Genomic DNA, 21,165 nt, shown 5'->3' with positions numbered 1-21,165 from the left:
AAGTCTTGCTCAGCCCTCGTCAGATCCCAGCATATGTGTCGAATGTGACTGATGAGGTTTCTTTGCTAGCCCGAGGTTATCGGTCGCATACCCATCAAGGCGGTACCGACACGCACAACCGTCGAACCGTGTTCGATCGCGGATTCCAGATCACCCGACATTCCCGCGGAAAGCTCTGTCGCGTCCGGATGATCGGCGACCAACAACGTGTGCAACGTCGCAAGTCGCGCAAATGCGGCATCGGTCTGCGCACCCAGCGGCGGAATGGCCATCAGGCCCGACAAACGTAATCCGGGAGCGTCCGCAATCCGTTCGGCGAGCGCGGGAAGATCGCCTGCCGTGACGCCGCCTCTGGCGGGGTCGTCGTCCAGGCTCACCTGGAGCAACACCCGCAGCGGTTCGGTGCGCTCGCCCGCCTCCAGCGCGGCGACGGCACCGGCGTCCAGGGCGGTAGCCAGACGTTCGCTGTCCACCGAATGGACGGTGTGGGCCCAGCGGGCGACACCGCGCGCTTTGTTCCGCTGCAACCGCCCGATCATGTGCCAGCGGATGCCGGAGAGGTCTTGCTCACGTAAGTCCGCCACCTTCGCCGCGGCCTCCTGCTCGCGCGACTCGCCGAACTCGCGCCGGCCGAGCCGGTGCAGGATCGCGACATCGGAGGCGGGGAAGAATTTCGTCACCGGCAACAGCCGCACCGACTCCGGCGCCCGGCCCGCCGCGCGGCACGCCGCGTCGATGCGCGCCAGCAGACCGGCCAGGTTCTCCGACAGCTCGGCGGTCCTCGCGGCGAGCGCGGCGTCCACCGCGGTCCTCGCTTCGGTGCTCACGCGCCCACCTCCCCCGCGCTCGGCTCCGCGAGCGCGCCGATGGCGTTCCGCCCGCTCATGCGGCCTCCATCCAGATCACCCCGCCGATCCGGCCGGTCGGCGCGCCACGGCGATGGCTGAACAAGGTGTGGTCCTCGATGGTGCACCGCGGGTCGACCGCGATCGCGCCGACGCCGGCCTCGGTGAGCTGGCGCGAGATGCCCGCCCGCAGATCCAGGCCGGGGGTGCCGCGGACCGTGGTGGTCGCGCTGCCGGGCAGATGCTTCTCGACGTCGGCGCGCATCGCGGCGGGAACCTCGTACTGACGGCCGGAGGCGGCGGGCCCGAGCAGCGCGCCGATCCGCTCCGGGCGCGCGCCGACCGAGACCATCGCGTCGAGCACGCGCGGCACGATGCCGATGCGGGCGCCGATCCGCCCCGCGTGCACCGCGGCGATCACGCCCGCCTCGTCGTCGGACAGCAGGATGGGCACGCAGTCGGCGGTGAGCACGACCAGCGCGAGTCCGGGCACGGTGGTCACGAGCGCGTCGGTGGCCGGGACCGGTTCGGCGCGCGGGCCGTCGACGATCTCCACGTTGCGGCCGTGGATCTGTTCCATCCAGACCAGGCGTTCGGGCGGCAGGCCGATGCCTTCGGCCAGCCGGTCGCGGTTGCGCCGGACGGCCGCGGGATCGTCGCCGACATGGTCGCCGAGATTGAACGAGTCGTAGGGTGGCGCCGAGAAGCCTCCGGACCTGGTGGTGGTCACCCGTCGGACAGTGATGGTCGGCGCGATAGTCATGGCGACGAGCGTAGTTGCGCTCGCGGAATGGCGTCGAAATGCCGAGGTAGAAGCGAAATTTCCCCCCGGGGCCGAATCAGTTGCGTCGCATCGGGCGCCGTGACGCCCGGTCTCGCTCGGCCGGCCCCGCGCCGGCGTCCCCCGGAAAATGCTGCGCGATCGTACTGCGGGACACCGCTTCGGCGGGTCCCTCCGAGACGTCCCGGCGCGGGCCGGGATCGCTCTTTCCAGCTCGGTCCCGGCGCGCGCCGGAACCGGATTCCAGCGCTCAGCCCCTCCGCATGAACGACGGCACGTCCACGTCGTCGTCATCGTCGCCGGCGTCCGGCGGCGGCGTGAGGTGCGATCGCGTGCCGCTGGTGACCGACGGCTCGCCCAGCGTGCGCGGCCGTTCGGTGTCCCGGTAGCTCGGCAACGCGCCGCGGCCCGCCGTGCCCGCGACCGAGGCGCTCGGCGTGCTGTCGCTGCCGCGCGCGGCGATCTCGCTGGTCCGGCTCTGCCCGATCTCGCCGGAGCGCGCCGTGCCGATGGTGCTGCGGCCCGACGTCTCGAAGGTGCGCCGGGCCGGGCCGCCGCCGTCGAAGCCCGCGGCGATCACGGTGACCCGCACCTCGTCGCCGAGCGAGTCGTCGATCACGGTGCCGAAGATGATGTTGGCCTCGATGTGCGCGGCCTCCTGCACCAGCGAGGCGGCCTCGTTGATCTCGAACAGTCCCAGATCCGACCCGCCCGCGATCGACAGCAGCACGCCGTGCGCGCCGTCCATGGAGGCTTCCAGCAGCGGCGAGTTGATCGCCGCCTCGGCGGCTTTCACCGAGCGGCCCTCACCGCGCGCCGAACCGATACCCATCAGCGCGCTGCCCGCGCCGGACATCACGCTCTTGACGTCGGCGAAGTCGACGTTGATCAGACCGGGGGTGGTGATCAGGTCGGTGATGCCCTGCACACCGTTGAGCAGCACCTCGTCGGCGGAGCGGAACGCGTCCATCAGGCTCACCGCCGCGTCGCCGAGCTGCAGCAGCCGGTCGTTCGGGATGACGATGAGCGTGTCGCACGACTCGCGCAGCAGATTGATGCCGACCTCGGCCTGGTTCCCGCGCCGCTTGCCCTCGAAGGAGAACGGGCGGGTGACCACGCCGATGGTCAGCGCGCCGAGCTTGCGCGCGATCTGCGCGACGACCGGTGCGCCACCGGTGCCGGTGCCGCCGCCCTCGCCCGCGGTCACGAAGACCATGTCGGCGCCCTTGAGCACCTCTTCGATCTCGTCCTTGTGGTCCTCGGCGGCCTTGCGGCCGACTTCCGGGTCGGCGCCCGCGCCGAGACCGCGGGTCAGCTCGCGGCCGACGTCGAGCTTGACGTCGGCATCGCTCATCAGCAGCGCCTGCGCGTCGGTGTTGACCGCGATGAACTCGACACCTTTGAGTCCCTGCTCGATCATCCGGTTGACGGCATTCACACCGCCGCCGCCGATACCGACGACCTTGATCACCGCAAGGTAGTTGTGCGGGGGCGTCATGGGCTCTCGCCTTCCTTCGATCTAAAGCCTGTCGTTTCCGGATGCTCGGCACCCCGCCTTTTCGGCCCGGTCCGGCGGTCGGGTCGCTGCGAAGAGCGAACCGCGGCTCGGGCAAACCCTAAAGCTCAACCATAGGGTTAGCGTTATGTCAAGTATCCGACTGGTGCGGAACGCTATTCGCAGCCGACGCGATACGCGCGCAGGCGCGCCGAAACGAGAGCCAGAATCTTGCGTGATCCCGCTCGTCTCGCCGCTCCACACGTCGTATGGTGAACGGTTGCCTCCCGGCTCCCTTCTCGGCGCCGGAACCGCTCCCGGACCGCCGAAAATTACCTGGGCGCAATGGGTGCGGATCACTTTACCGTGACCAGATTGGGACTCGACACATCGAACACCGTTCCGGGGCGCGTCAACAACGGCAACACGACCGCCGCCTTTCGCTCGGCGTCGTCGCTCCCGCCCCAGAGTACCGTGCGGCCGTCCTTCAGATTCAGCGAAATATCCGAAATGGACCGCGCCGCAACCTCGCTCACCTGAACCGCCAGCGCAGGGGGCACGATGGCGAGGACGGCGACCGCCGCCCTGGTCACCGGATCCGCGCCGCCGGGATGATCGGTGATCAACTTCGGCACGCCGATCGGCGTCGGCTCGACCGCGAATTCCACGCCCTCGGCGTCCAGGAGATGCGCGCCTTCGTGACTGTCGTAGAACAACACCGCGGTGCGCTCGACGACCGTCACCCGGACCGTGGACGGAAAAACCCGCTGCACCCGTGCCGAGCGCACCTTCGGAATGCTCGCCACCCGCCGCGCCACGGCATTCGTGTCGATCCGGAAGATCGAGCGGCCGGAAGGAATTTCGAGCACATCGCGCACCTGCTGTTCGGGCACCGCCACCGCACCTTCGATCCGCACGGTGCGCACCGACAGCACCGGGGTGAACCAGGCGAGCACACAGAGCACCGCAAGAACGCACACGCTCAGCAATCCCCACAGGCGAATCCGGCGCCAGTCGAGTTCGCCGAACCGATCACCCGCGCGGCGCCCGGCCGCGCGCGCCGACCCGACCCCGCGCACGCGGGTCACCGTCCGTGCTGGGGACGCGCACGTAATCCGTCGAGAATCTGACCGCCCAGCATCGTCACGTCGCCCGCGCCCATGGTGATCACCACGTCACCCGGCAGCGCCAGCCCGGCGACCTGGCGCCCGACCCGGGACATGTCCGGCTGGTAGTGCACCGGCTTCGTCACCGACTGCGCGACCAGCGCGCCGTTCACGCCCGGCAGCGGTTTCTCCCGCGCGCCGTAGACATCGAGCACGACGACCTCGTCGGCCAGGCTCAGCGCGGCGCCGAAGTCCTGTGCGAAGGTCGCGGTGCGGCTGTAGAGGTGCGGCTGGAAGACCACGATGACCCGGCCCTGCCTGGACCTGGCGCCGTCGCGGGCCTCCTGCTGGACCAGTTCGGCGGCGGCGCCGAGCACGGCGCGCACCTCGGTGGGGTGGTGGGCGTAGTCGTCGAACACCCGCACGCCGTTCTCCCGCCCGGCGAACTGGAACCGGCGGTGCACCCCGCCGAACCCCTCCAGGCCCTGGATGACCTCGCCGACCTCGGCGCCGGTGGCCCTGGCGGCGAGCAGCGCGCCCAGCGCGTTGAGCGCCATGTGCCTGCCCGGCACCGCCAAGCGCAGCGTGCGCGGCGCGGCCTCGTCGGCGAGCTGGAATTGCGCGATGCCGCCGACATCCCGCGGCTCCCAGCTGTGCAGCCGGGCGCCCACCGGCACCGGCGCGTCCGCGAGGTCGCCCGAGCCGTAGCCGAGGACCTGGACGTTCCGCTCGGCCAACCGCGCACCGACCCGCTCGGCCAGCGCCAGCGAGCCGGGATCGTCCAGGCACACCACCAGCAGGCCGCCCGCGGCGAGCCGGTCGGCGAAGTCGTCGAAGACCTGCACGTAGGCCTCGTCGGAACCGAAGAAGTCCAGGTGATCGGACTCGATGTTGGTGACGACGGCCACATCCGGCTCGTATTGCAGCAGCGAGCCGTCGCTCTCGTCGGCCTCCGCCACGAAGATGTCGCCGGTGCCGTGGTGGGCGTTGGTGCCCGCCTCGTTCAGCTCGCCGCCCACCGCGAACGACGGATCGAACCCGCAGTGCTGCAACGACACGATCAGCATCGAGGTGGTGGATGTCTTGCCGTGCGTCCCGGACACGAGCAGCGTGCGATGGCCCTGCATGAGCGAGGCCAGCACCGTGGGGCGCAGCAGCACCGGGATGTCGCGCCGGTTGGCCTCGACCAGTTCCGGGTTGGTCTTCGGAATGGCGGCATAGGTGGTCACCACGGCCGTGGGGCCGCCGGGTAGCAGGTCGAGCGCGGTGGCGTCGTGCCCGATCCGCACCTGCGCGCCGCGAGCGCGCAGCGCCAGCACACCTCGGCTCTCCTTGGCGTCCGATCCCGACACCGCACCGCCGCGGGCGAGCAGGATCCGCGCGATGCCCGACATCCCGGCCCCGCCGATGCCGACCATGTGCACGCGCTCCAGCTCCGGGGGCAGCGCGGTCCGCTCGGCGCCGTTGTCCGAGGCCACCCGGTCCGCGGTGGTGTCGCTCATCGGCGCGCCACCTCCAGCGCGATCCGCGCCACCTCGTCGGCGGCGTCGCGGTGCCCCGCGCCTGCGGCGGCCCGGCCCATCTCTGTCAGCCGTGCGGAGTCCATGAGCAGCGGAATCACCTCATCGATCACGTACTTCGGCGTCAACTCGGAATCGGGGACAATTCTGCCACCGCCCTTGCCCACCACGGGCCGGGCGTTGAGTTCCTGTTCCCCGTTACCGTGCGGCAGCGGCACGTAGAACGCGGGCAGTCCGACCGCGGAGACCTCCGCCACGGTCATCGCGCCCGACCGGCAGACCACCGCGTCGGCGGCGGCGTAGGCGAGGTCCATCCTGGACAGATACGGCACCGCGACGTAGCGAGCGCCGTCCGCGGCGGAGTCGTCCACCTCGATGGTGTTCTTGGGTCCGTGCGCGTGCAGCACCGAGATGCCCGCGGCACCCAGTTGCGGAGCGGCGCCCGACACCGCCTCGTTCAGCGTCCGCGCGCCTTGCGAACCGCCGAAAACCAGCAGCACCGGCCCTTCGGCCGGAAGACCGAAGTGCGCCCGCGCCTCGGCCCGCAGCGCGGCCCGGTCGAGCCCCGTGATCGATTCGCGCACGGGAATGCCGACCACCCGCGCGTTCGCCAAACCCGAGTCCGGGACCGCGGCGAGCACCCGTGCGGCGCGGCGGGCGCCGACCTTGTTCGCGATGCCGGCCTTGGCGTTCGCCTCGTGCACCACCACCGGCACCGGGCGCCTGCGGCGCAGTACGCCCGCGCCCGCGGCGAGATACGCCGGAAGCGCCACGTAGCCGCCGAATCCGACGATCACATCGGCCTCGACCGCATCGATGACCGCGCGGGTGGCCGCCACCGAGGCGCGCACCCGGCCGGGCAACCGCAGCAGGTCGGCGGTGGGCTTGCGCGGCAAGGGGACGGGAGGGATGAGCTCGAGCGGATAGCCGCGCTCGGGAACCAGGCGGGTCTCCAAGCCGCGTTCGGTGCCCAGCGCCGTCACCCGGATCGAATCGTCGAGCCGCCGCAACGCGTCGGCCACCGCCAGTGCCGGTTCGATGTGGCCCGCCGTGCCGCCGCCCGCGACGATTACCGAGATCACCTGGATCTTCCCCGTTCTCTTGCGTGATTGACCGGATAGCTGGGTTCCCAAGCCCTGGTGGCACGCGCCGAGCTGGTGCCGCGGCTCTCCGGCGAGCGGCGGCGCGGTTCCGCACGCCCCCGCCTGCCCTGCGGCTGCGCCGACGGTCCTCGATCCGAAGGCCGCGGCGCCCGGCCACGGCGGGCACTGGCCCGAGCCGGTGCGTACACCTCGGGTTTGGGCAACCGCAACAGCCTACTGAAACGCCCGTCCTGTCCGGCGTGCAGCGCCGCGACGGCCTCCGGCTCGTGTCTGGCCGCGTTGGCGATCAGGCCGAACATCAGCAGGGTGATCGCCAGCGACGAGCCACCGGCGGAGACCAGCGGCAGCTGCAACCCGGTGACCGGCAGCAGACCGACGACATACCCGATGTTGATCATGGCCTGCCCGGCGATCCATGTGGTCGCCGACGCGGTGAGCAATTGCAGGAACGGATCAGCCGACCGGCTGGCGATGCGCAGGCCCGTGTAGACGAACAACGCGAAAAGCCCGAGCACCAGCGCGCAGCCCAGGAAGCCCAGCTCCTCTCCGATGATCGCGAAGATGAAGTCGTTGTGCGCGTTCGGCAGGTAACTCCACTTGGCCCGGCTCTGTCCCAGGCCTCTGCCCCAGATCCCGCCGTCGGCAAGGGAGTACAGCGCCTGCCGAGCCTGATAGTTGTCGCCCTGCGGGTCCGAACCCGGGTTGAAGAAGGACCGCACCCGATTCGACCGGTAACCCGCGGACATGGCGAGCACGCCAGCGGCGACCACGCCGGACACCGCGATCGTCACGAACAACCGGACCGGAAGGCCGCCGAACCACAGCAGAGCGCCGAGGATGATGCCCACCGCCACCGTGGTGCTGAGGTTCGGCTGGACCACGATCAAAAGACACACCAGCACACCCGCCGGGACCAGCGGCACCAGGATGTCGCGCAGACTCGAACCCATCGCGCGCCGGGAAACCAGCAGGTGCGCACCCCAGACGATCAGCGTGACCTTCACGACCTCGGACGGCTGCACCGACACCGGGCCGAAGACCAGCCAGCGCCGCGCGCCCTGCACACTGGTGCCGATACCAGGGATGAGCACGAGCGCCAGCGCCAGCACCGAGAGCGCGAACAGCGGGAACGACGCCTGGCGCAGCAGCCGCAGCGGAACGCGCAGAGCCAGATAGAACAGCACCGCGCCGATGCCGGCGAACAACGTCTGCTGGATGAACAAGGAGTACGCCGACCCGCCCTCGGCGTACTCCACGACTCCGGACGCGGACAGGACCATGACGAGTCCGAGTGCGGTCAGCAGCGTGGCGATGGTGACGACGAGATGGAAGGACGCCAGCGGCCGTGCCAGCCACGAACCGGGGCCGGTCGCCATCCCGCGGCCACGCCGCGGGGCCGCCGCGGCTTCTCGCGCGCCCGCGGTCCGGGCCGCCCTGCCGGTCCAACGCCTGCCGGTGCCCGAAGTCACGAGACACTCGAGCTCGACGCCGGTGCGACCACCGTGGCGGCGGACGAGCTGACCGCTCGCGCGTGAAAGCGACTCGACCGACCGGAGCGGGTGTCCGTACCCCGCCCGCCCCGGCCGGCGGTCATCGCAAACCCCCGATATCGGTGGTGCCTAGATCACGGTCTTCCAGGGCGTGCACCGCCGCGGCGAAACTGCGGCCACGGTGGGTGTAATCGGCGAACATGTCCAGCGACGCGGCGGCCGGCGCCAGCAGCACGGTGTCGCCGCGGCGGGCGAAACCGGCGGCCGCGCGCACCGCCCGCGCCATGACGGCGTCGGCCGCGGCGGTCCTCGACGCTTCGTCACCCATCCCTGCATCGTCTCCCGCGACCAGCTCGACGACGGGGACCTCGGGCGCGTGTCGCGCCAACGCGGCCGCGAGCACCGGCGCGTCGACGCCGATCAGCACCGCCGCGACCAGCCGGTCGGCGACCTCCTCCACGAGGTCGTCGACGTGCGCGCCCTTGAGCTGACCACCCGCCACCCACACCACCTGCGGATGCGCCAGGATCGACGAACGCGCGGCGTGCGGATTGGTGGCCTTGGAATCGTCGACGAACTCGACGCCGGCCAGCTCGCGCACGAACGCGGCGCGGTGCGGCCCGACCTTGTGCTCGATCAAGCCTTCCCGGACGAACTGCGGCGCGACGTCGATCGCCCTGGTCAGCGCGGAGGCGGCGAGCGCGTCGGCGACGCCCGCCGGGCCGGGCGGGCTGATATCGCCCACCTCTGCCAGGATCGCGGCCTTGGTGAACGCGCGGTCGAGCAACTTGCCGTCCACCACGCCGAGTTCACCGTCGGCGGGCACGCCCACCCGGAAACCGACGGTCCGGCGCGCCTTGGACTTGCGGGCCAGCGAGGCCGCGACCGGATCGTCCAGGCCGACCACGCCGACCCGGCCGACCAGCGCCCTGGCCTTGGCCGCGGCGTAGGCGTCGAGGCCGCCGTGCCAATCCAGGTGATCCTCGGCCACGTTCAGGACGACGCCCGCCTCCGGGCGCACCGACGGCGCCCAATGCAGCTGGAACGACGACAGCTCCACCGCGAGCACCTGCGGACCCGGATTGCGCCGCAGCGCGTCCAGGATGGGCAGGCCGATGTTGCCGCACGCGACGCTGGCGATGCCGGCCGCGCGCAGGATCGAGTGCGTCATCTGGGTGGTGGTGGTCTTGCCGTTGGTACCGGTGACGACCAGCCATTTGCGGACCGGGCCGTAGATTCTGGCCTGATCGACCCACCAGGCGAACTCCACGTCGCCCCACACCGGCGTGCCCTCCGCGACCGCGGACGCCAGCACCGGCGAGTCCGGCCGCCACCCCGGGCTGGTGATCACCAGCGCGAAGCGGCTCCAGTCCGCGCTCTCCAGCTCCGCGGTGGTGGCCACGTCCAGCCCGAGCCCGGCCGCTTCGGCCAGGGCCGCTGCGCCGCCGTCGGTCACCACCGGACGCGCGCCGATGTCGCGCAGCGGTTCCACCAGCGAGCGTCCCGACACGCCCCAGCCCGCGACCAGGACGTCGCGCCCGCGCAGGAATTCCAGCATGGGCCCCGGTGTGCGCAGAGCGCGCGGAGAATGTTCGACCATCTCGCTCACCCGACCGCGGAGAGGTATTCGCTGTAGAACAGCCCGAGCCCGACGGCGGAGGCCATCGCGGCCAGCAGCCAGAATCTGATGATCACCGTGGTCTCGGCCCATTTGCTGAGCTCGAAGTGATGGTGGAACGGCGCCATCTTGAACAACCGGTTGCGCGTGGTGCGGAAGACCGCGACCTGCAGCACCACCGAGGCCGTCTCGGCGACGAACAGCGCGCCGATGACGATCATGAGCAGTTCGGTGCGGGTGGTGATGGACAGGCCCGCCAGCAGGCCGCCCAGCGCGAGCGAGCCGGTGTCGCCCATGAAGATCTTGGCCGGTGCGGCGTTCCACCAGAGGAACCCGACGCAGGCCGCCGCGCCCGCCGCGCAGACCAGCGCGAGATCCAGCGGGTCGCGCACGTTGTAGCAACCGGTCTCCGGCTTGGTCTCGCAGGCGTGGTAGTACTGCCAGAACGTGATGATCACGTAGCCGCCGAGCACCAGGCTCATCGATCCGGCGGCCAGCCCGTCGAGTCCGTCGGTGAGGTTCACCGCGTTGGACCAGGCGACGACAACGAAGCAGACGAACACCAGGAACACGACCACGCCCATGGTCACGGTGCTGATGTCGCGCACGTAGGACAGGTGCCTGCTGGCGGGCGTCAGCCCGCTGCCGCCGCGGAACTGCAAGGCGAGGATGCCGAAGATCACGGCCGACGACAGCTGGCCGAGATACTTGCCCGCGGCGGTCAGGCCGAGGTTGCGCTGCTTGCGGATCTTGATGAAGTCGTCGACGAAACCCACCGCGCCCAGCGCCGTGGCCAGGCCGAGCACGAGCAACGCCGATGCCGACGGCCCGTCGGCGTCGTACCCGATGCCGATCAGGTGCGAGCCCAGGTATCCGGCCCACATGCCGACCAGGATGGCGACGCCGCCCATCGTCGGGGTGCCGCGCTTGGCCTGGTGGCTGGCGGGACCGTCGACCCGGATCTCCTGCCCGAAGCCCTGCTTGGCGAACAACCGGATCAGCAGCGGGGTGAGCAGGATCGAGACCGTCAGCGCGATCGCCGCGGCGAAGAGAATCTGTCTCATCCTGCTGCCTCCGTGTCCTGTCCCACCCCGTTGCTCACCGCGCCGCCGCGTGCGGCCACGGCGCTCGGGTCGGTCAGATGCTCGGCGACCTCCCACAGCCCGACCGACTTCGATGCCTTGACCAGCACCACGTCACCGGGGGCCACTTCCTGCTCCAGCAGCGCGATCGCCGACGCGATGTCCGGCACGATCACCGATTCCTCGCCCCACGACCCCTCCATCACCGCGCCCTGGTGCAGCGCGCGGGCGGGTCGGCCCGTGCCGACCACGACCACCCGGCTGACGTCCAGCCGCACCGCGAGCCGGCCGATGGCGTCGTGCTCGATGACGGATTCCTCGCCGAGCTCGCCCATCTCGCCGAGCACCGCCCAGCTGCGTCGCGGCGTCTCGGCCGCGCGCGCCATGCTCACCAGCGCTTTGAGCGCGGCGCGGACCGAGTCCGGATTGGCGTTGTAGGAGTCGTTGACGACGGTGATCCCGTCCGCGGTGGTGCGCACGTCCATCCGGCGGGCGGAGGCGGCGCGCGCGCCGGACAGCGCGACCACGACGGTGTCGAGGTCGGCGCCGCATTCCAGCGCGACCGCGATCGCCGACAGCGCGTTGCCCACGTGGTGCTCGCCGTGCACGGCCAGACGCACCTGGGCGCTGCCCGCGGGGGTGTGCACGGTGAACTCGGCCCTGGCCTGGTCGTCGAGCCTGATGTCGGTGGCACGCACGTCCGCGGTCGCGGCCTGCCCGACCGTCACCACCCGCGCCGCCGTGCGCGCGGCCATGGCGGCGACCTGGGGATCGTCGGCGTTGAGCACGGCCAGTCCGGTGGAAGGCAGCGCCTCCACCAGCTCGCCCTTGGTCTTGGCGATGGCCTCGCGGCTGCCGAACTCGCCGAGATGCGCGGTGCCGACGTTGAGCACGACGCCGATGCCAGGCGGCGCCACCTCGGCCAGCGCCGCGATGTGGCCCGGCCCGCGCGCGGACATCTCCAGCACCAGGAAACGGGTGCTCGCGTCGGCGCGCAACGCCGTCCACGGGTGGCCGAGTTCGTTGTTGAACGACCCCGGCGGCGCCACCACGGTGCCCAGCGGCGCGAGGACGGCCGCCAGCAGGTCCTTGGTGGAGGTCTTGCCGGACGAGCCGGTGACGCCGACGACGGTGAGCCCGCCCGCGGCGACGAGACGCGACACGCTGGCGCGGGCGAGCGCGGCGAGCGCGGCCAGCACGGCGGCGCCGGAACCGTCCGCGTCATGGCTGAGCGCGACCGAAGTCGACGGCACGGCGCCGCGGCCTGGCGTGACCACGATGGCAGGTACGCCGACCGGCCGCGCGGCCAGCACCGCCACCGCGCCGGCCGCGATCGCCGCGCCGGCGTAGTCGTGGCCGTCGGAGCGCTCGCCCGGCAGCGCCAGGAACAGATCGCCGGAACCGATTCGGCGCGAATCGAATTCCACCGCGCCGGTCACTCGCACCTCCGGGTCTGCGACGTCGTGCAGCGTGCCGCCGACGACGTCCGCGATCTCCCGCAGTGTCATCTCGATCATGAAACCGTCAAGTCCTCCGCGTGGTTACCTTGCGGACTGCGTCTTTCCAATGCGGCCGCGAGTACGTCGCGGTCGTCGAAGGGGTGCTTCACGCCCTGGATCTCCTGCCCTGCCTCATGTCCCTTGCCCGCGATCAGCACCACGTCGCCGGGGCGCGCCCAGGCCACCGCGGCGGCGATGGCTTCGGCGCGGTCGCCGATCTCCCGCACCTCACCGCGTTCGGCCTCCGCGACCTGGAGCGCACCGGAGCGTACGGCGGCGCGGATGGCCGCCGGATCTTCGGTGCGCGGGTTGTCGTCGGTGATGATCAGCAGGTCGGCGCCTCGTGCGCCCACCGCGCCCATCAGCGGCCGCTTCGCCGCGTCCCGGTCGCCACCGGCGCCGACCACCACCGCGAGCCGTCCCGCGGTGTCCGCCGCGAGATGTCCTCGCAGCGTGGCGATCACGGACTCCAGCGCAGCGGGCTTGTGCGCGTAGTCGACGATCGCCAGGAAGTCCTGTCCGCGCTCCACCCGCTGCATGCGGCCGGGCACGTCCACGGTCGCCAGCGCCGGGGCCGCCACCGAAGGCTCGACGCCCGCCGCGGCGCACACCGCCACCGCGAGCAGGCCGTTGGCGACGTTGTAGTGGCCGGGAAGCCGCAGGCGCACGGGGATCTCGCCCCGCGGACCCGCCGCGGTGAAGTCTTGTTCGCCGCCGTGCGCCGACACCGCGCCCGCGACGCTCCAGGCGGCGGTCCGGGTGGTCGACACGGTGACCGGGTCCGGCAGGCCCGCGGCCAGCCGCCGCCCCCACTCGTCGTCGACGCAGACCACGCTGGTGCGCGCCGCGACCGGCGAATCGGGTTCGAACAGTTTGCGTTTGGCGGCGAAGTAGTCGTCGAAGTCGGCGTGGAAGTCCAGGTGGTCCTGGGACAGGTTGGTGAACGCGCCCACCGCGAACCGCACGCCGTCCACCCGGCCCAGCGTCAGCGCGTGGCTGGACACCTCCATCACCACCGCGTCCACGCCCTGCTCGACCATCAGCGCGAACATCGCGTGCAACTGCGGCGCCTCCGGCGTGGTCAGCGCGCTCGGCACCCGCCTGCCGCCGATCCTGGTCTCGATGGTGCCGATCAGGGCGGTGGACAGCCCCGCGGCGGCCAGTCCCGCCTCGACCAGGTAGGAGGTCGTGGTCTTGCCCGAGGTGCCGGTGATCCCGACGATGCGCAGCCGCTCGGAGGGATTGCCGTAGATCGTGGCCGACAGCTCGCCGAGCACCGCTCTGGGGTTCTGGCGCACCAGCACGGGCACCTCGAGCGGACCGGCCAGCTCCGCGCCCGCCGCGTCGGTCAGCACCGCCACCGCGCCGCGGGCTACGGCGTCGCGCGCGAAACGCGCTCCGTGCGCGCGGGCGCCGGGCAGCGCGGCGAACAGGTCACCGGGCAGCACGGCGTCCGAGCGCTGCTCGATGCCGGTGACCGACACGTCACGCACAGCCGATTCGGGGCTCGTCACGGCCCCGATGGCGGCGGCCAGCGACGCCAGCGGCGTCGACGGCGAATGCTCTGGCCGCAATGCGCGTGGTTGACCGGACTGCACAGAAACCAGGCTCCTTTCGGGGGCGGCGATCGACGTGTCAGGTTACCGGCGACCGGTCACGGCGGGACCATGCGCCCCGTCGCAAAGCCGGGGAAGTCGCCCACCGCACCCTACGGGTTCGCTCGCCCGGCCCGGACCGCGCCACGCGGCACACGGACGCCATCGGCCCCCGACGCGGCGCGTACCGAGGGCCGCCCCGCGCCTCCGGCCCTCGAACACCGCACTCACCTGCTGTTTCCTCCGCATACATCCGTTCTCGCCGCTACCGCTCGCACGCCCGCGCAGCGGTCCGATCACCCTGCCTGCAAGACGAATTGCCGGGACGGCTGCGCGGAGGGCGGGATGCGGTCGCGCTGCAGCGCCCAGGACGCGATGTTGTGGAACAGCGGAGCGACCGAACCGCCACCGGAGCCATCCGAACTGCGGACGGGCGCGTCGAGCATGAGCCCGATCACGTACCGCGGGTTCTCCGCGGGCACCATGCCCGCGAACGTGATCCAGAACGACGACGTGGAATAGCACCGGCAATTGCGATCGACCTTCTGCGCGGTGCCGGTCTTGCCCGCCACCTGGTAACCCGTGATGGCCGCCGGCCACCCGGTGCCGTTCTGATTGGCGTTCATCGGGTCACGCTGCACGACCGCTTGGAACATCGTCCGCAAGGTGGCGGCGGTCTGCTTGCTCACCACCCGCACGCCGTCGGGCTGGGTCTCCTCGGTGCGGGTGCCGTCCGGCGCGATCTTCGCCCGGACGATCCGTGGTGGGATGCGGACGCCGTCGTTCGCGATGGCCTGGTACATCCCGGCCATCTGCAGCGTCGTCATCGAAAGCCCCTGACCGATGGGGAGATTGGCGAAAGTGCCGCCGGACCACTGATCGCGGTCCGGCATCAGGCCCGCGCTCTCGCCCGGCAGGCCGATGCCCGTGCGCTGCCCGAGCCCGAACCGGTGGGCCATGTCGGCGAAGCGGTCCTCGCCCACGCGCTGCGCGAGCATCAGCGTGCCCACATTGGATGACCTGCCGAAAATCCCGGTGGTCGTGTAGGGCTCGACGCCGTGCGACCACGCGTCGTGCACCGTGACACCCGCCATCTGGATGGCGCCGGGCACCTGGTGCACCTCGTCCGGATCGGTCAGGCCGTACTCGATGGCCGCGGCCGCCGTGACGATCTTGTTCACCGAGCCGGGCTCGAACACGTCCGTGACCGAAGGATTGCTCAGCTGGGCATTGGCCCATTTCTGCGGTCCCAGGTCGGGATTGAAGGTGTTGTCGTTGGCCATCGCCAGGACCTGCCCGGTCTTGGCGTCCAGGACGACGGCGGAGGCCGAACCCGCGCCGGAGACGTCTTTGGCCTGCTGCACCTGCTGCTGCACGTAGTACTGCAGATCGGAATCCAGGGTGAGTTCCACCGTCGATCCGTTGACGGCCGGCTGCTCGTCACGCCAGCTGCCGGGGATGACCGCGCCGTCGGAGCCGCGGTCGTAGGTGTGCGATCCGTCGGTACCGGCCAGCACCGAGTCCAGCGACGACTCCAGCCCGATCTGCCCGTGGCCGTCCCAGCCGACGGCGCCGACGACATTCGCCGCCAGCGACCCGCCGGGATACACCCGGGGGAACTGCTGATCGCTGCCCACTTGCGGGTACTTCTCGGTGATCTCGTCCGCGACGCGGGGATCCACATTCTGGGCCAGGAACACGAATTGCTCGTCACTGTTCAACTTGGCGAGCAGGTCCGCTTCCGCGGGCGCGTCCTTGCCGAGCTTCTCGTGGATGGTGCGCGCGATGTCGCGCAGCCGCTGGTCCGGATCGGGCGCCTTGTCGTTCTCGGCCTTGGCGTCGGCCAGCTCCTTGCGGACGGCGACCGGCCGGAAATGCAGTTTCTTCGCCGACACGGTGAAGGCCAGCGCCTTGCCGTAGCGGTCGGTGATCGGCCCGCGAGTGGCCGGATCGGGCTGATGGGTGGTGCGCTGGCTGGCCGCCTGTGCCGACAGTCCCGGCGCCGCGACGCTCTGCACCCACAGCAGTTGCAGCGCGACGACGGCGAGCGCGACGAACATGACCACCCGTCCGACGCCGAGGCGTAACCGAAGCGGACCGTCCGGGACAGCCGAGCGGGGAGCCCGCGCGCCCGCCGTGCGGGGCGCCGACGACCCGCGCCGCGGACGCGGCGCGGGCCTGGGATGGGTCACTGCGGCACTCCGTCGGGCGCCGCCTCCGGCGCCTGCGCGGCTTCCTGCTGCGGCGCCGGTTCCGCCGGCGGCTGCGGCGCGGCGGCCCGCGGCGCGGCCGACGGTCCTGGCAGCGGCGGATTGATCGCTGGGGTCGGGGTCGGGCTCGCCGGCGTGGGTACCGCGTTGACCTGCGCGTTGTTCTGTGCTGCCTGGTTCGGCTGACCCGGCGCCGGAGCACCGGGCGTGGTGGTGACCGGCACCACCCGCTCCCCGCGCGGCGACCGCGCGGACGGCGAGGCGTTCAGCGGCGGCACCGGGGTGCCCTCCGCCGGGACCGGCTTGCCGATCACCGTGACCGAGCCGTCCGGGCCGACCAGCAGGCGAGCCGGGTCCTTGGCGGGGATCATGCCCAGCTCCCGCGCCCGCAGGGCCAGCTCGGGCGCCGAATCGGCGACCTCGACCTCACGCTGCAGGGCGGCGCGCTCGTCGGCCAGCCGCCGGTTCGTCGCTCGCGCGTCGCCGAGCTGATAGCTGTCCTCGGCGGCCCTGGTGGTCAACAGCAAGGTCAGCGCGAGACCGCACCCGAGCAGGGCGATGATCGCCGTGACGAACGGGATGCGCGCCGCCATCGCCGAGCGCCGCACGGCGGGCAGAATCGCGCTGTCCGAACCGCTTTCGCGCATGCGCCGCCGCGCGTAGGCGCGCTGCGCCGCGCCCGACTTCACCCGCTCGGCGTCCTGGACCCGCCGGGCGACCCGGCCCGGCGCTTCGACGGTCCTCGTCCGCACGCTCATGAATTCCCCTCCTCCGTCCTCCGGGGACGCCGGGCGGGCACAGCGCTGCGCTGTCTCATCCGGCCTCCGCCACCGCTGCGGGACATCCGCACCCGGTCGGCGCGCCGCGGGCACTGCTCGCTCACCGCGCCTCCTGGATCCGCTCGGCGGCGCGCATCCGCACCGGAGCCGCCCGCGGGTTGTCTTCGATCTCCTGCTCGGTCGCTTTCTCCGCGCCACGGGTCAGCATCCGGAACTCCGGTCCCATACCGGGGAGCTCGACCGGCAGGTCCACCGGCGTCCTGGACGCGGTGTGGGCGGTGAGCTCGTGCTTGACCACCTTGTCCTCCAGCGATTGGTAGGACATGACGACGATGCGGCCGCCCACACGCAGCGCGGCGAGCGCGGCGGGCAGCGCGGCCCGCAGGGAGTCGAGTTCTCCGTTGACCTCCACCCGCAGCGCTTGGAACGTGCGCTTGGCCGGGTGCCCTCCGGTGCGGCGCGTGGCCGCGGGAATCGTCGCGTACAGCAGCTCCACCAGCTCGGCGCTGGTGCGGAACGGTTTGCTCTGGCGACGGCGGATCACCTCGGCGGCGATCCGGCTCGCGAAACGTTCCTCGCCATAGGTCCGCAGCACCCTGGTGAGGTCGCCGTGGCTGTAGGTGTTGAGCACGTCGGCGGCGGTGGGTCCGGTGGTGGGGTCCATCCGCATGTCGAGCGGGGCGTCGACGGAATAGGCGAAGCCGCGGTCGGCCTCGTCCAACTGCATGGAGGAGACGCCCAGGTCCATCAGGATCGCCGACACCGAACCGGTGGCGGGCAGCCCCGCCTCCGCCAGCGCGTCGGCGATGCCGTCATAGCGGGTGTGCACCAACGTGATTCGATCCGCGAACGGCGCGAGCCGCTCACCGGCCAGCTTCAGGGCGGTGGTGTCGCGGTCGAGCCCGACGAGACGGACGCCGGGGTAGGCGCTCAGGAAGTGCTCGGCGTGACCGCCGAGGCCGAGTGTCGCGTCCACGTAGACCGCGCCCGGCTCGGCAAGGGCCGGTCCGAGCAGCGCGTCGGCTCGCTCCAGCAGAACCGGAACATGGCGGGGACCGCGCTGTTCACGGTTCACCTAGACCTCCCGGAGTCTGCCTCGCGTCGTCGCGCACCGCACACGGGTCGCCTTGATACACAGTGCTTTCTATACGGATACGAATGCCCCGTGGTCTCTGACCGAACTTCGGCACCTGGCGTCGGGGAAGTACGTCAGGGTCCGCGTCCGGGCAGAGACCGCGTGGCACTCGTGCGCCCGCGGCTAGAAGATTCCGCCCAGCGACTCGTCTCTGGCTTGCGAGAAGTCCTCCTCGTGCTCGGCGAGGTAGGACTCCCACGCCTGCTTGTCCCATATCTCCAGGAAGTCGACCGAACCGATCACCACGCAATCCTTTTGCAGGTTGGCGTAGCGACGATGGTCGGCGGACAACACGATCCGGCCCTGCGCGTCCGGACGTTGCTCGTCCGTTCCGGCCGCGAGTGCCCGGACGAACGCACGGGCCTGCGGATTGGTTCGAGACGCGGCCGCGGCTCGCCGGGCGAGCGCGGTGAACTCATCTTTCGGGTACACGGCAAGGCTGTGGTCCTGCCCCTTCGTGACCATCAACCCTCCCGCCAGATCGTCTCGAAACTTCGCAGGCAACGTGAGTCGCCCCTTGTCGTCCAAGCGAGGTGTGTAGGTACCGAGAAACATCCCGATACCTCCCTAGTCGATCACCTCGATGGTCGGCCCTTCGGTACTGCGCGCTCCACATTACCCCACTTTCCCCCACTTTCAATCGAAACAGGCGGTGATCTGGCTCCCGACTCAGACGATTCCGCAGGTCATGTCAGCTATCACCGGCGTGGAGAACTTTCGCGAGTTCTGCCGACACGCGCCGACCCAGGTGACAAACGCCCGAAAACACCCAGCAAACGTGCTGGTGCGGCACCGGAGGGGGCGAAGTGGGGGAAGTTCGTGGGGAGGTGTGGAGGAAGGGGGAAGACCTCTCCGAAGATCATCCGACACGTGACCGGCCACACACGCGAACCGGCGACGCCGCACCATCGCGGTGCGGCGTCGCCGGTCGTGCTGAAGTTGTCAGGCTACGGGCGAGCTACTCCTGCTCGAACCGCCGCCGGAAGCGATCCTCCATACGCTCGGAGAACCCGCCGGCCTTGCGCTGGCGCCCTCGCCCGCCGCCGGCGGATGCCTGCCCGCCGGGCCGATCGTTCTTCGCGATGCTCTTGGAGGTGCCGAGCAGCAGGAGCACGCCCGCGCCGAACATCACGATGAAACCGATCAGGCTGATGATCGGGAAGCCGCCGGGCTTCACGGGCGCGGCGATGCCCGCGACGAGGAGGAAGAGGCCGAGGACGAACAACGCCGCGGCCTGGAGTCTGCGACGACTCGAGGTCGAACGTAGCCGTCCGCCGCGGACGGACGAGGCGAACTTGGGATCCTCAGCATAGAGAGCGCTCTCGATTTGTTCGAGCATGCGCTGCTCGTGCTCGGAGAGTGGCACGGTACCTCCCCCGGCACTAGGACGTGGCTGTCGCCTCCGGGTAGACGACAGATAGCCGACCTTGGCGGCCATCTGTCACCAATGATACGAGTTCGATCAGGGCCAGACCACCTTATGCACACAGTCGGACGCAGTCCGTCCTTTCCCCGCGCACGGCCGCAGCGAAGGCGGAGGTACGCACAACAAGCACCGCCGGACGCAGTCCGTCCCCAACCCGCGCACGGCCGCAGCGAAGGCGGAGGTACGCACAACAAGCACCGCCGGACGCAGTCCGTCCTTTGCCCGCGCACGGCCGCAGCGAAGGCGGAGGTACGCCTAGGCCGTCATACCGCCGGTGACTCCAGGGGCCGGGCGCAGCCGGGCCGATGTGGCGAGGAGGTCTTCCACGTCGTGGAGGAATGCCGCCACCCGGGAAGAGAACTCGTCCGCCTCGTGTTCGTCCACATTCCGGTCCAGCCCCGCCTCCAGCGCCGCGCGGATCTCCGAGCGGGCGCTGAAGTAGTCGGCCCACATCACGAATTCCGGCGCGGCGCGCTGCATCAGCACCCACGCGTTGCGCGAGCGCGCCCTCGGCGCGGCATCGGCGCCCGTGAGCGCGATCACCGCGCCCGCCCCGCGCAGCGCCGCCAGGTAGGCGGTGCGGAACCGCTCCCGCGGATCCCGTTCCCCCGCCGCCTGCATGAGCAACCCGTCCGCGCGCTCCAGCAGCTTGCCGGCCCGGCCGGGCCCGCCCGGATGTTCCACTCGACCAGACATCGCCGTCCCTCCACCCTCGCGTACCTTGGCCCATAGGGCGCAGGAGGCGGCGTGCCCCACCGCTTTCCAGCACCGCCCGGACCGAACAGGCATTCGAACGTTTGAATTGAGCTTCAATATAGAGACGCCCACCGACAAACTTCCGCGTCCGCGCGACCGACGAGAGCCATGACCGCCGTCAAGCCCAATCACACTCCCGCACCCGCCGTCGTCGATCTCTCGGTGGCGGCGCTGCGCTCCCGGCTGCACGACGCGCTGTCGGTCTACGTGGCCGCCATGGACTACCCGCGCGGGACCGAGAACCACCGCGCGCCGATGTGGACCGAGCACACCACCCGGCCCGGCTGGCAGGCGGTCGCCGCGGTGCTGCCCGACGACTCCGGCCGGATCGATCTGCGGCGCGCGCCGATCGTGGCGATCGCCTACGGCTATCGCGGCGCCGCGCACCAGTGGTGGCACCAGCAGGTGCACAGCGGCATGCGGCGCTCGGGCTGGCCGGAACATTCCGCGCGCGAGTTGCTCTCGGACTACTTCGAGCTCACCGAGCTGCACGTGCATCCGGCCGCGCAGGGCCGCGGCATCGGCGGCACGCTGCTGGAACGGCTGCTGCGCGACCGTACCGAGCGCGCGGTGCTGCTGTCGACGCCGGAGGTCGCCGAGGAGGACAACCGGGCCTGGCGGTTGTATCGCAGGCAGGGATTCACCGACGTGGTCCGGAATTTCGTCTTCGCGGGCGACAACCGGCCGTTCGCGATTCTCGGCAGGCGGCTGCCGCTGTGAGGATC

The 21,165-nt window shown here is 71.0% G+C and carries 18 protein-coding genes; 1 reads left to right on the top strand and 17 read right to left on the bottom strand.

Annotated features, from left to right (window positions below; translation table 11 throughout):
* Positions 1 to 65 precede the first annotated feature (65 nt).
* The 17 genes from ACH49X_RS16560 to ACH49X_RS16480 form a co-directional block, all read right to left on the bottom strand.
* Positions 66 to 827 carry a YggS family pyridoxal phosphate-dependent enzyme gene (locus ACH49X_RS16560; RefSeq protein WP_357112714.1) on the bottom strand — a complete coding sequence of 254 codons (762 nt, stop codon included), beginning with the start codon at positions 825 to 827 and terminating at the stop codon, positions 66 to 68.
* A gap of 55 nt (positions 828 to 882) precedes the next feature.
* Positions 883 to 1,608 (bottom strand): peptidoglycan editing factor PgeF, encoded by a 726-nt coding sequence (pgeF, locus tag ACH49X_RS16555; RefSeq protein ID WP_357112711.1) that lies wholly within the window; start codon positions 1,606 to 1,608, stop codon positions 883 to 885.
* A 268-nt stretch (positions 1,609 to 1,876) separates the two neighbouring features.
* Positions 1,877 to 3,124, bottom strand: a complete 1,248-nt coding sequence (gene ftsZ / locus ACH49X_RS16550; RefSeq protein ID WP_195077869.1) for a cell division protein FtsZ — start codon at positions 3,122 to 3,124, stop codon at positions 1,877 to 1,879.
* A 353-nt stretch (positions 3,125 to 3,477) separates the two neighbouring features.
* Positions 3,478 to 4,200 (bottom strand): FtsQ-type POTRA domain-containing protein, encoded by a 723-nt coding sequence (locus ACH49X_RS16545; RefSeq protein ID WP_195077868.1) that lies wholly within the window; start codon positions 4,198 to 4,200, stop codon positions 3,478 to 3,480.
* Positions 4,201 to 4,205: 5 nt separating this feature from the next.
* Positions 4,206 to 5,729, bottom strand: a complete 1,524-nt coding sequence (gene murC / locus ACH49X_RS16540; RefSeq protein ID WP_195077867.1) for a UDP-N-acetylmuramate--L-alanine ligase — start codon at positions 5,727 to 5,729, stop codon at positions 4,206 to 4,208.
* Complete coding sequence (gene murG / locus ACH49X_RS16535) at positions 5,726 to 6,829, bottom strand: undecaprenyldiphospho-muramoylpentapeptide beta-N-acetylglucosaminyltransferase (protein WP_357209122.1); 1,104 nt, start codon at positions 6,827 to 6,829, stop codon at positions 5,726 to 5,728. Before murG ends, murC begins: the two co-directional genes overlap by 4 nt.
* Positions 6,826 to 8,226 (bottom strand): putative lipid II flippase FtsW, encoded by a 1,401-nt coding sequence (ftsW, locus tag ACH49X_RS16530; RefSeq protein ID WP_195077958.1) that lies wholly within the window; start codon positions 8,224 to 8,226, stop codon positions 6,826 to 6,828. The genes murG and ftsW overlap by 4 nt, the downstream gene beginning before the upstream one ends.
* A 214-nt stretch (positions 8,227 to 8,440) precedes the next feature.
* Positions 8,441 to 9,898, bottom strand: coding sequence for a UDP-N-acetylmuramoyl-L-alanine--D-glutamate ligase (gene murD / locus ACH49X_RS16525; RefSeq protein WP_195077957.1), 1,458 nt, complete (start codon positions 9,896 to 9,898; stop codon positions 8,441 to 8,443).
* 47 nt (positions 9,899 to 9,945) lie between these two features.
* Complete coding sequence (mraY, locus tag ACH49X_RS16520) at positions 9,946 to 11,022, bottom strand: phospho-N-acetylmuramoyl-pentapeptide-transferase (RefSeq protein WP_039797126.1); 1,077 nt, start codon at positions 11,020 to 11,022, stop codon at positions 9,946 to 9,948.
* Positions 11,019 to 12,557, bottom strand: a complete 1,539-nt coding sequence (gene murF / locus ACH49X_RS16515) for a UDP-N-acetylmuramoyl-tripeptide--D-alanyl-D-alanine ligase (protein ID WP_195077865.1) — start codon at positions 12,555 to 12,557, stop codon at positions 11,019 to 11,021. The genes mraY and murF overlap by 4 nt, the downstream gene beginning before the upstream one ends.
* Entirely contained in the window at positions 12,554 to 14,137 is a 1,584-nt protein-coding gene (locus ACH49X_RS16510; RefSeq protein WP_357209123.1) for a UDP-N-acetylmuramoyl-L-alanyl-D-glutamate--2,6-diaminopimelate ligase, read from the bottom strand. Before ACH49X_RS16510 ends, murF begins: the two co-directional genes overlap by 4 nt.
* A 293-nt stretch (positions 14,138 to 14,430) precedes the next feature.
* Positions 14,431 to 16,326 carry a peptidoglycan D,D-transpeptidase FtsI family protein gene (locus tag ACH49X_RS16505; RefSeq protein WP_397070107.1) on the bottom strand — a complete coding sequence of 632 codons (1,896 nt, stop codon included), beginning with the start codon at positions 16,324 to 16,326 and terminating at the stop codon, positions 14,431 to 14,433.
* Positions 16,323 to 17,102 carry a hypothetical protein gene (locus ACH49X_RS16500; RefSeq protein ID WP_397070105.1) on the bottom strand — a complete coding sequence of 260 codons (780 nt, stop codon included), beginning with the start codon at positions 17,100 to 17,102 and terminating at the stop codon, positions 16,323 to 16,325. Before ACH49X_RS16500 ends, ACH49X_RS16505 begins: the two co-directional genes overlap by 4 nt.
* A 121-nt stretch (positions 17,103 to 17,223) precedes the next feature.
* Positions 17,224 to 18,198: a 16S rRNA (cytosine(1402)-N(4))-methyltransferase RsmH gene (gene rsmH, locus ACH49X_RS16495; protein WP_195077862.1), complete on the bottom strand. Its 975-nt coding sequence runs from the start codon at positions 18,196 to 18,198 to the stop codon at positions 17,224 to 17,226.
* A 183-nt stretch (positions 18,199 to 18,381) separates the two neighbouring features.
* Positions 18,382 to 18,813: a division/cell wall cluster transcriptional repressor MraZ gene (mraZ, locus tag ACH49X_RS16490; RefSeq protein ID WP_357209125.1), complete on the bottom strand. Its 432-nt coding sequence runs from the start codon at positions 18,811 to 18,813 to the stop codon at positions 18,382 to 18,384.
* A 403-nt stretch (positions 18,814 to 19,216) separates the two neighbouring features.
* On the bottom strand, positions 19,217 to 19,624 hold the full coding sequence (locus ACH49X_RS16485) for a DUF3040 domain-containing protein (protein WP_195077860.1): 408 nt from the start codon (positions 19,622 to 19,624) through the stop codon (positions 19,217 to 19,219).
* A gap of 315 nt (positions 19,625 to 19,939) precedes the next feature.
* Entirely contained in the window at positions 19,940 to 20,380 is a 441-nt protein-coding gene (locus ACH49X_RS16480) for an SAV_6107 family HEPN domain-containing protein (RefSeq protein ID WP_067800524.1), read from the bottom strand.
* Positions 20,381 to 20,548: 168 nt separating this feature from the next.
* Between ACH49X_RS16480 and ACH49X_RS16475 the strand changes: the two genes are divergently transcribed.
* On the top strand, positions 20,549 to 21,160 hold the full coding sequence (locus ACH49X_RS16475) for an N-acetyltransferase (protein WP_195077859.1): 612 nt from the start codon (positions 20,549 to 20,551) through the stop codon (positions 21,158 to 21,160).
* Positions 21,161 to 21,165: the final 5 nt, after the last annotated feature.

Origin of the sequence: Nocardia sp. NPDC019323, assembly GCF_044389845.1 — a bacterium.
Taxonomy (GTDB): Bacteria; Actinomycetota; Actinomycetes; order Mycobacteriales; family Mycobacteriaceae; genus Nocardia; species Nocardia implantans.
The sequence above is the reverse complement of the archived record's forward strand: the minus strand, read 5'-3'. Positions and strand labels throughout refer to the sequence as shown.

Coding starts and splice junctions, on each gene's coding strand:
- pgeF (WP_357112711.1), bottom strand. CDS start 1,608: ATGACTATCGCGCCGACCATCACTGTCCGACGGGTGACCACCACCAGG.
- ftsZ (WP_195077869.1), bottom strand. CDS start 3,124: ATGACGCCCCCGCACAACTACCTTGCGGTGATCAAGGTCGTCGGTATC.
- murC (WP_195077867.1), bottom strand. CDS start 5,729: ATGAGCGACACCACCGCGGACCGGGTGGCCTCGGACAACGGCGCCGAG.
- ftsW (WP_195077958.1), bottom strand. CDS start 8,226: ATGGCGACCGGCCCCGGTTCGTGGCTGGCACGGCCGCTGGCGTCCTTC.
- murD (WP_195077957.1), bottom strand. CDS start 9,898: ATGCTGGAATTCCTGCGCGGGCGCGACGTCCTGGTCGCGGGCTGGGGC.
- mraY (WP_039797126.1), bottom strand. CDS start 11,022: ATGAGACAGATTCTCTTCGCCGCGGCGATCGCGCTGACGGTCTCGATC.
- murF (WP_195077865.1), bottom strand. CDS start 12,557: ATGATCGAGATGACACTGCGGGAGATCGCGGACGTCGTCGGCGGCACG.
- ACH49X_RS16500 (WP_397070105.1), bottom strand. CDS start 17,102: ATGAGCGTGCGGACGAGGACCGTCGAAGCGCCGGGCCGGGTCGCCCGG.
- mraZ (WP_357209125.1), bottom strand. CDS start 18,813: ATGTTTCTCGGTACCTACACACCTCGCTTGGACGACAAGGGGCGACTC.
- ACH49X_RS16480 (WP_067800524.1), bottom strand. CDS start 20,380: ATGTCTGGTCGAGTGGAACATCCGGGCGGGCCCGGCCGGGCCGGCAAG.
- ACH49X_RS16475 (WP_195077859.1), top strand. CDS start 20,549: ATGACCGCCGTCAAGCCCAATCACACTCCCGCACCCGCCGTCGTCGAT.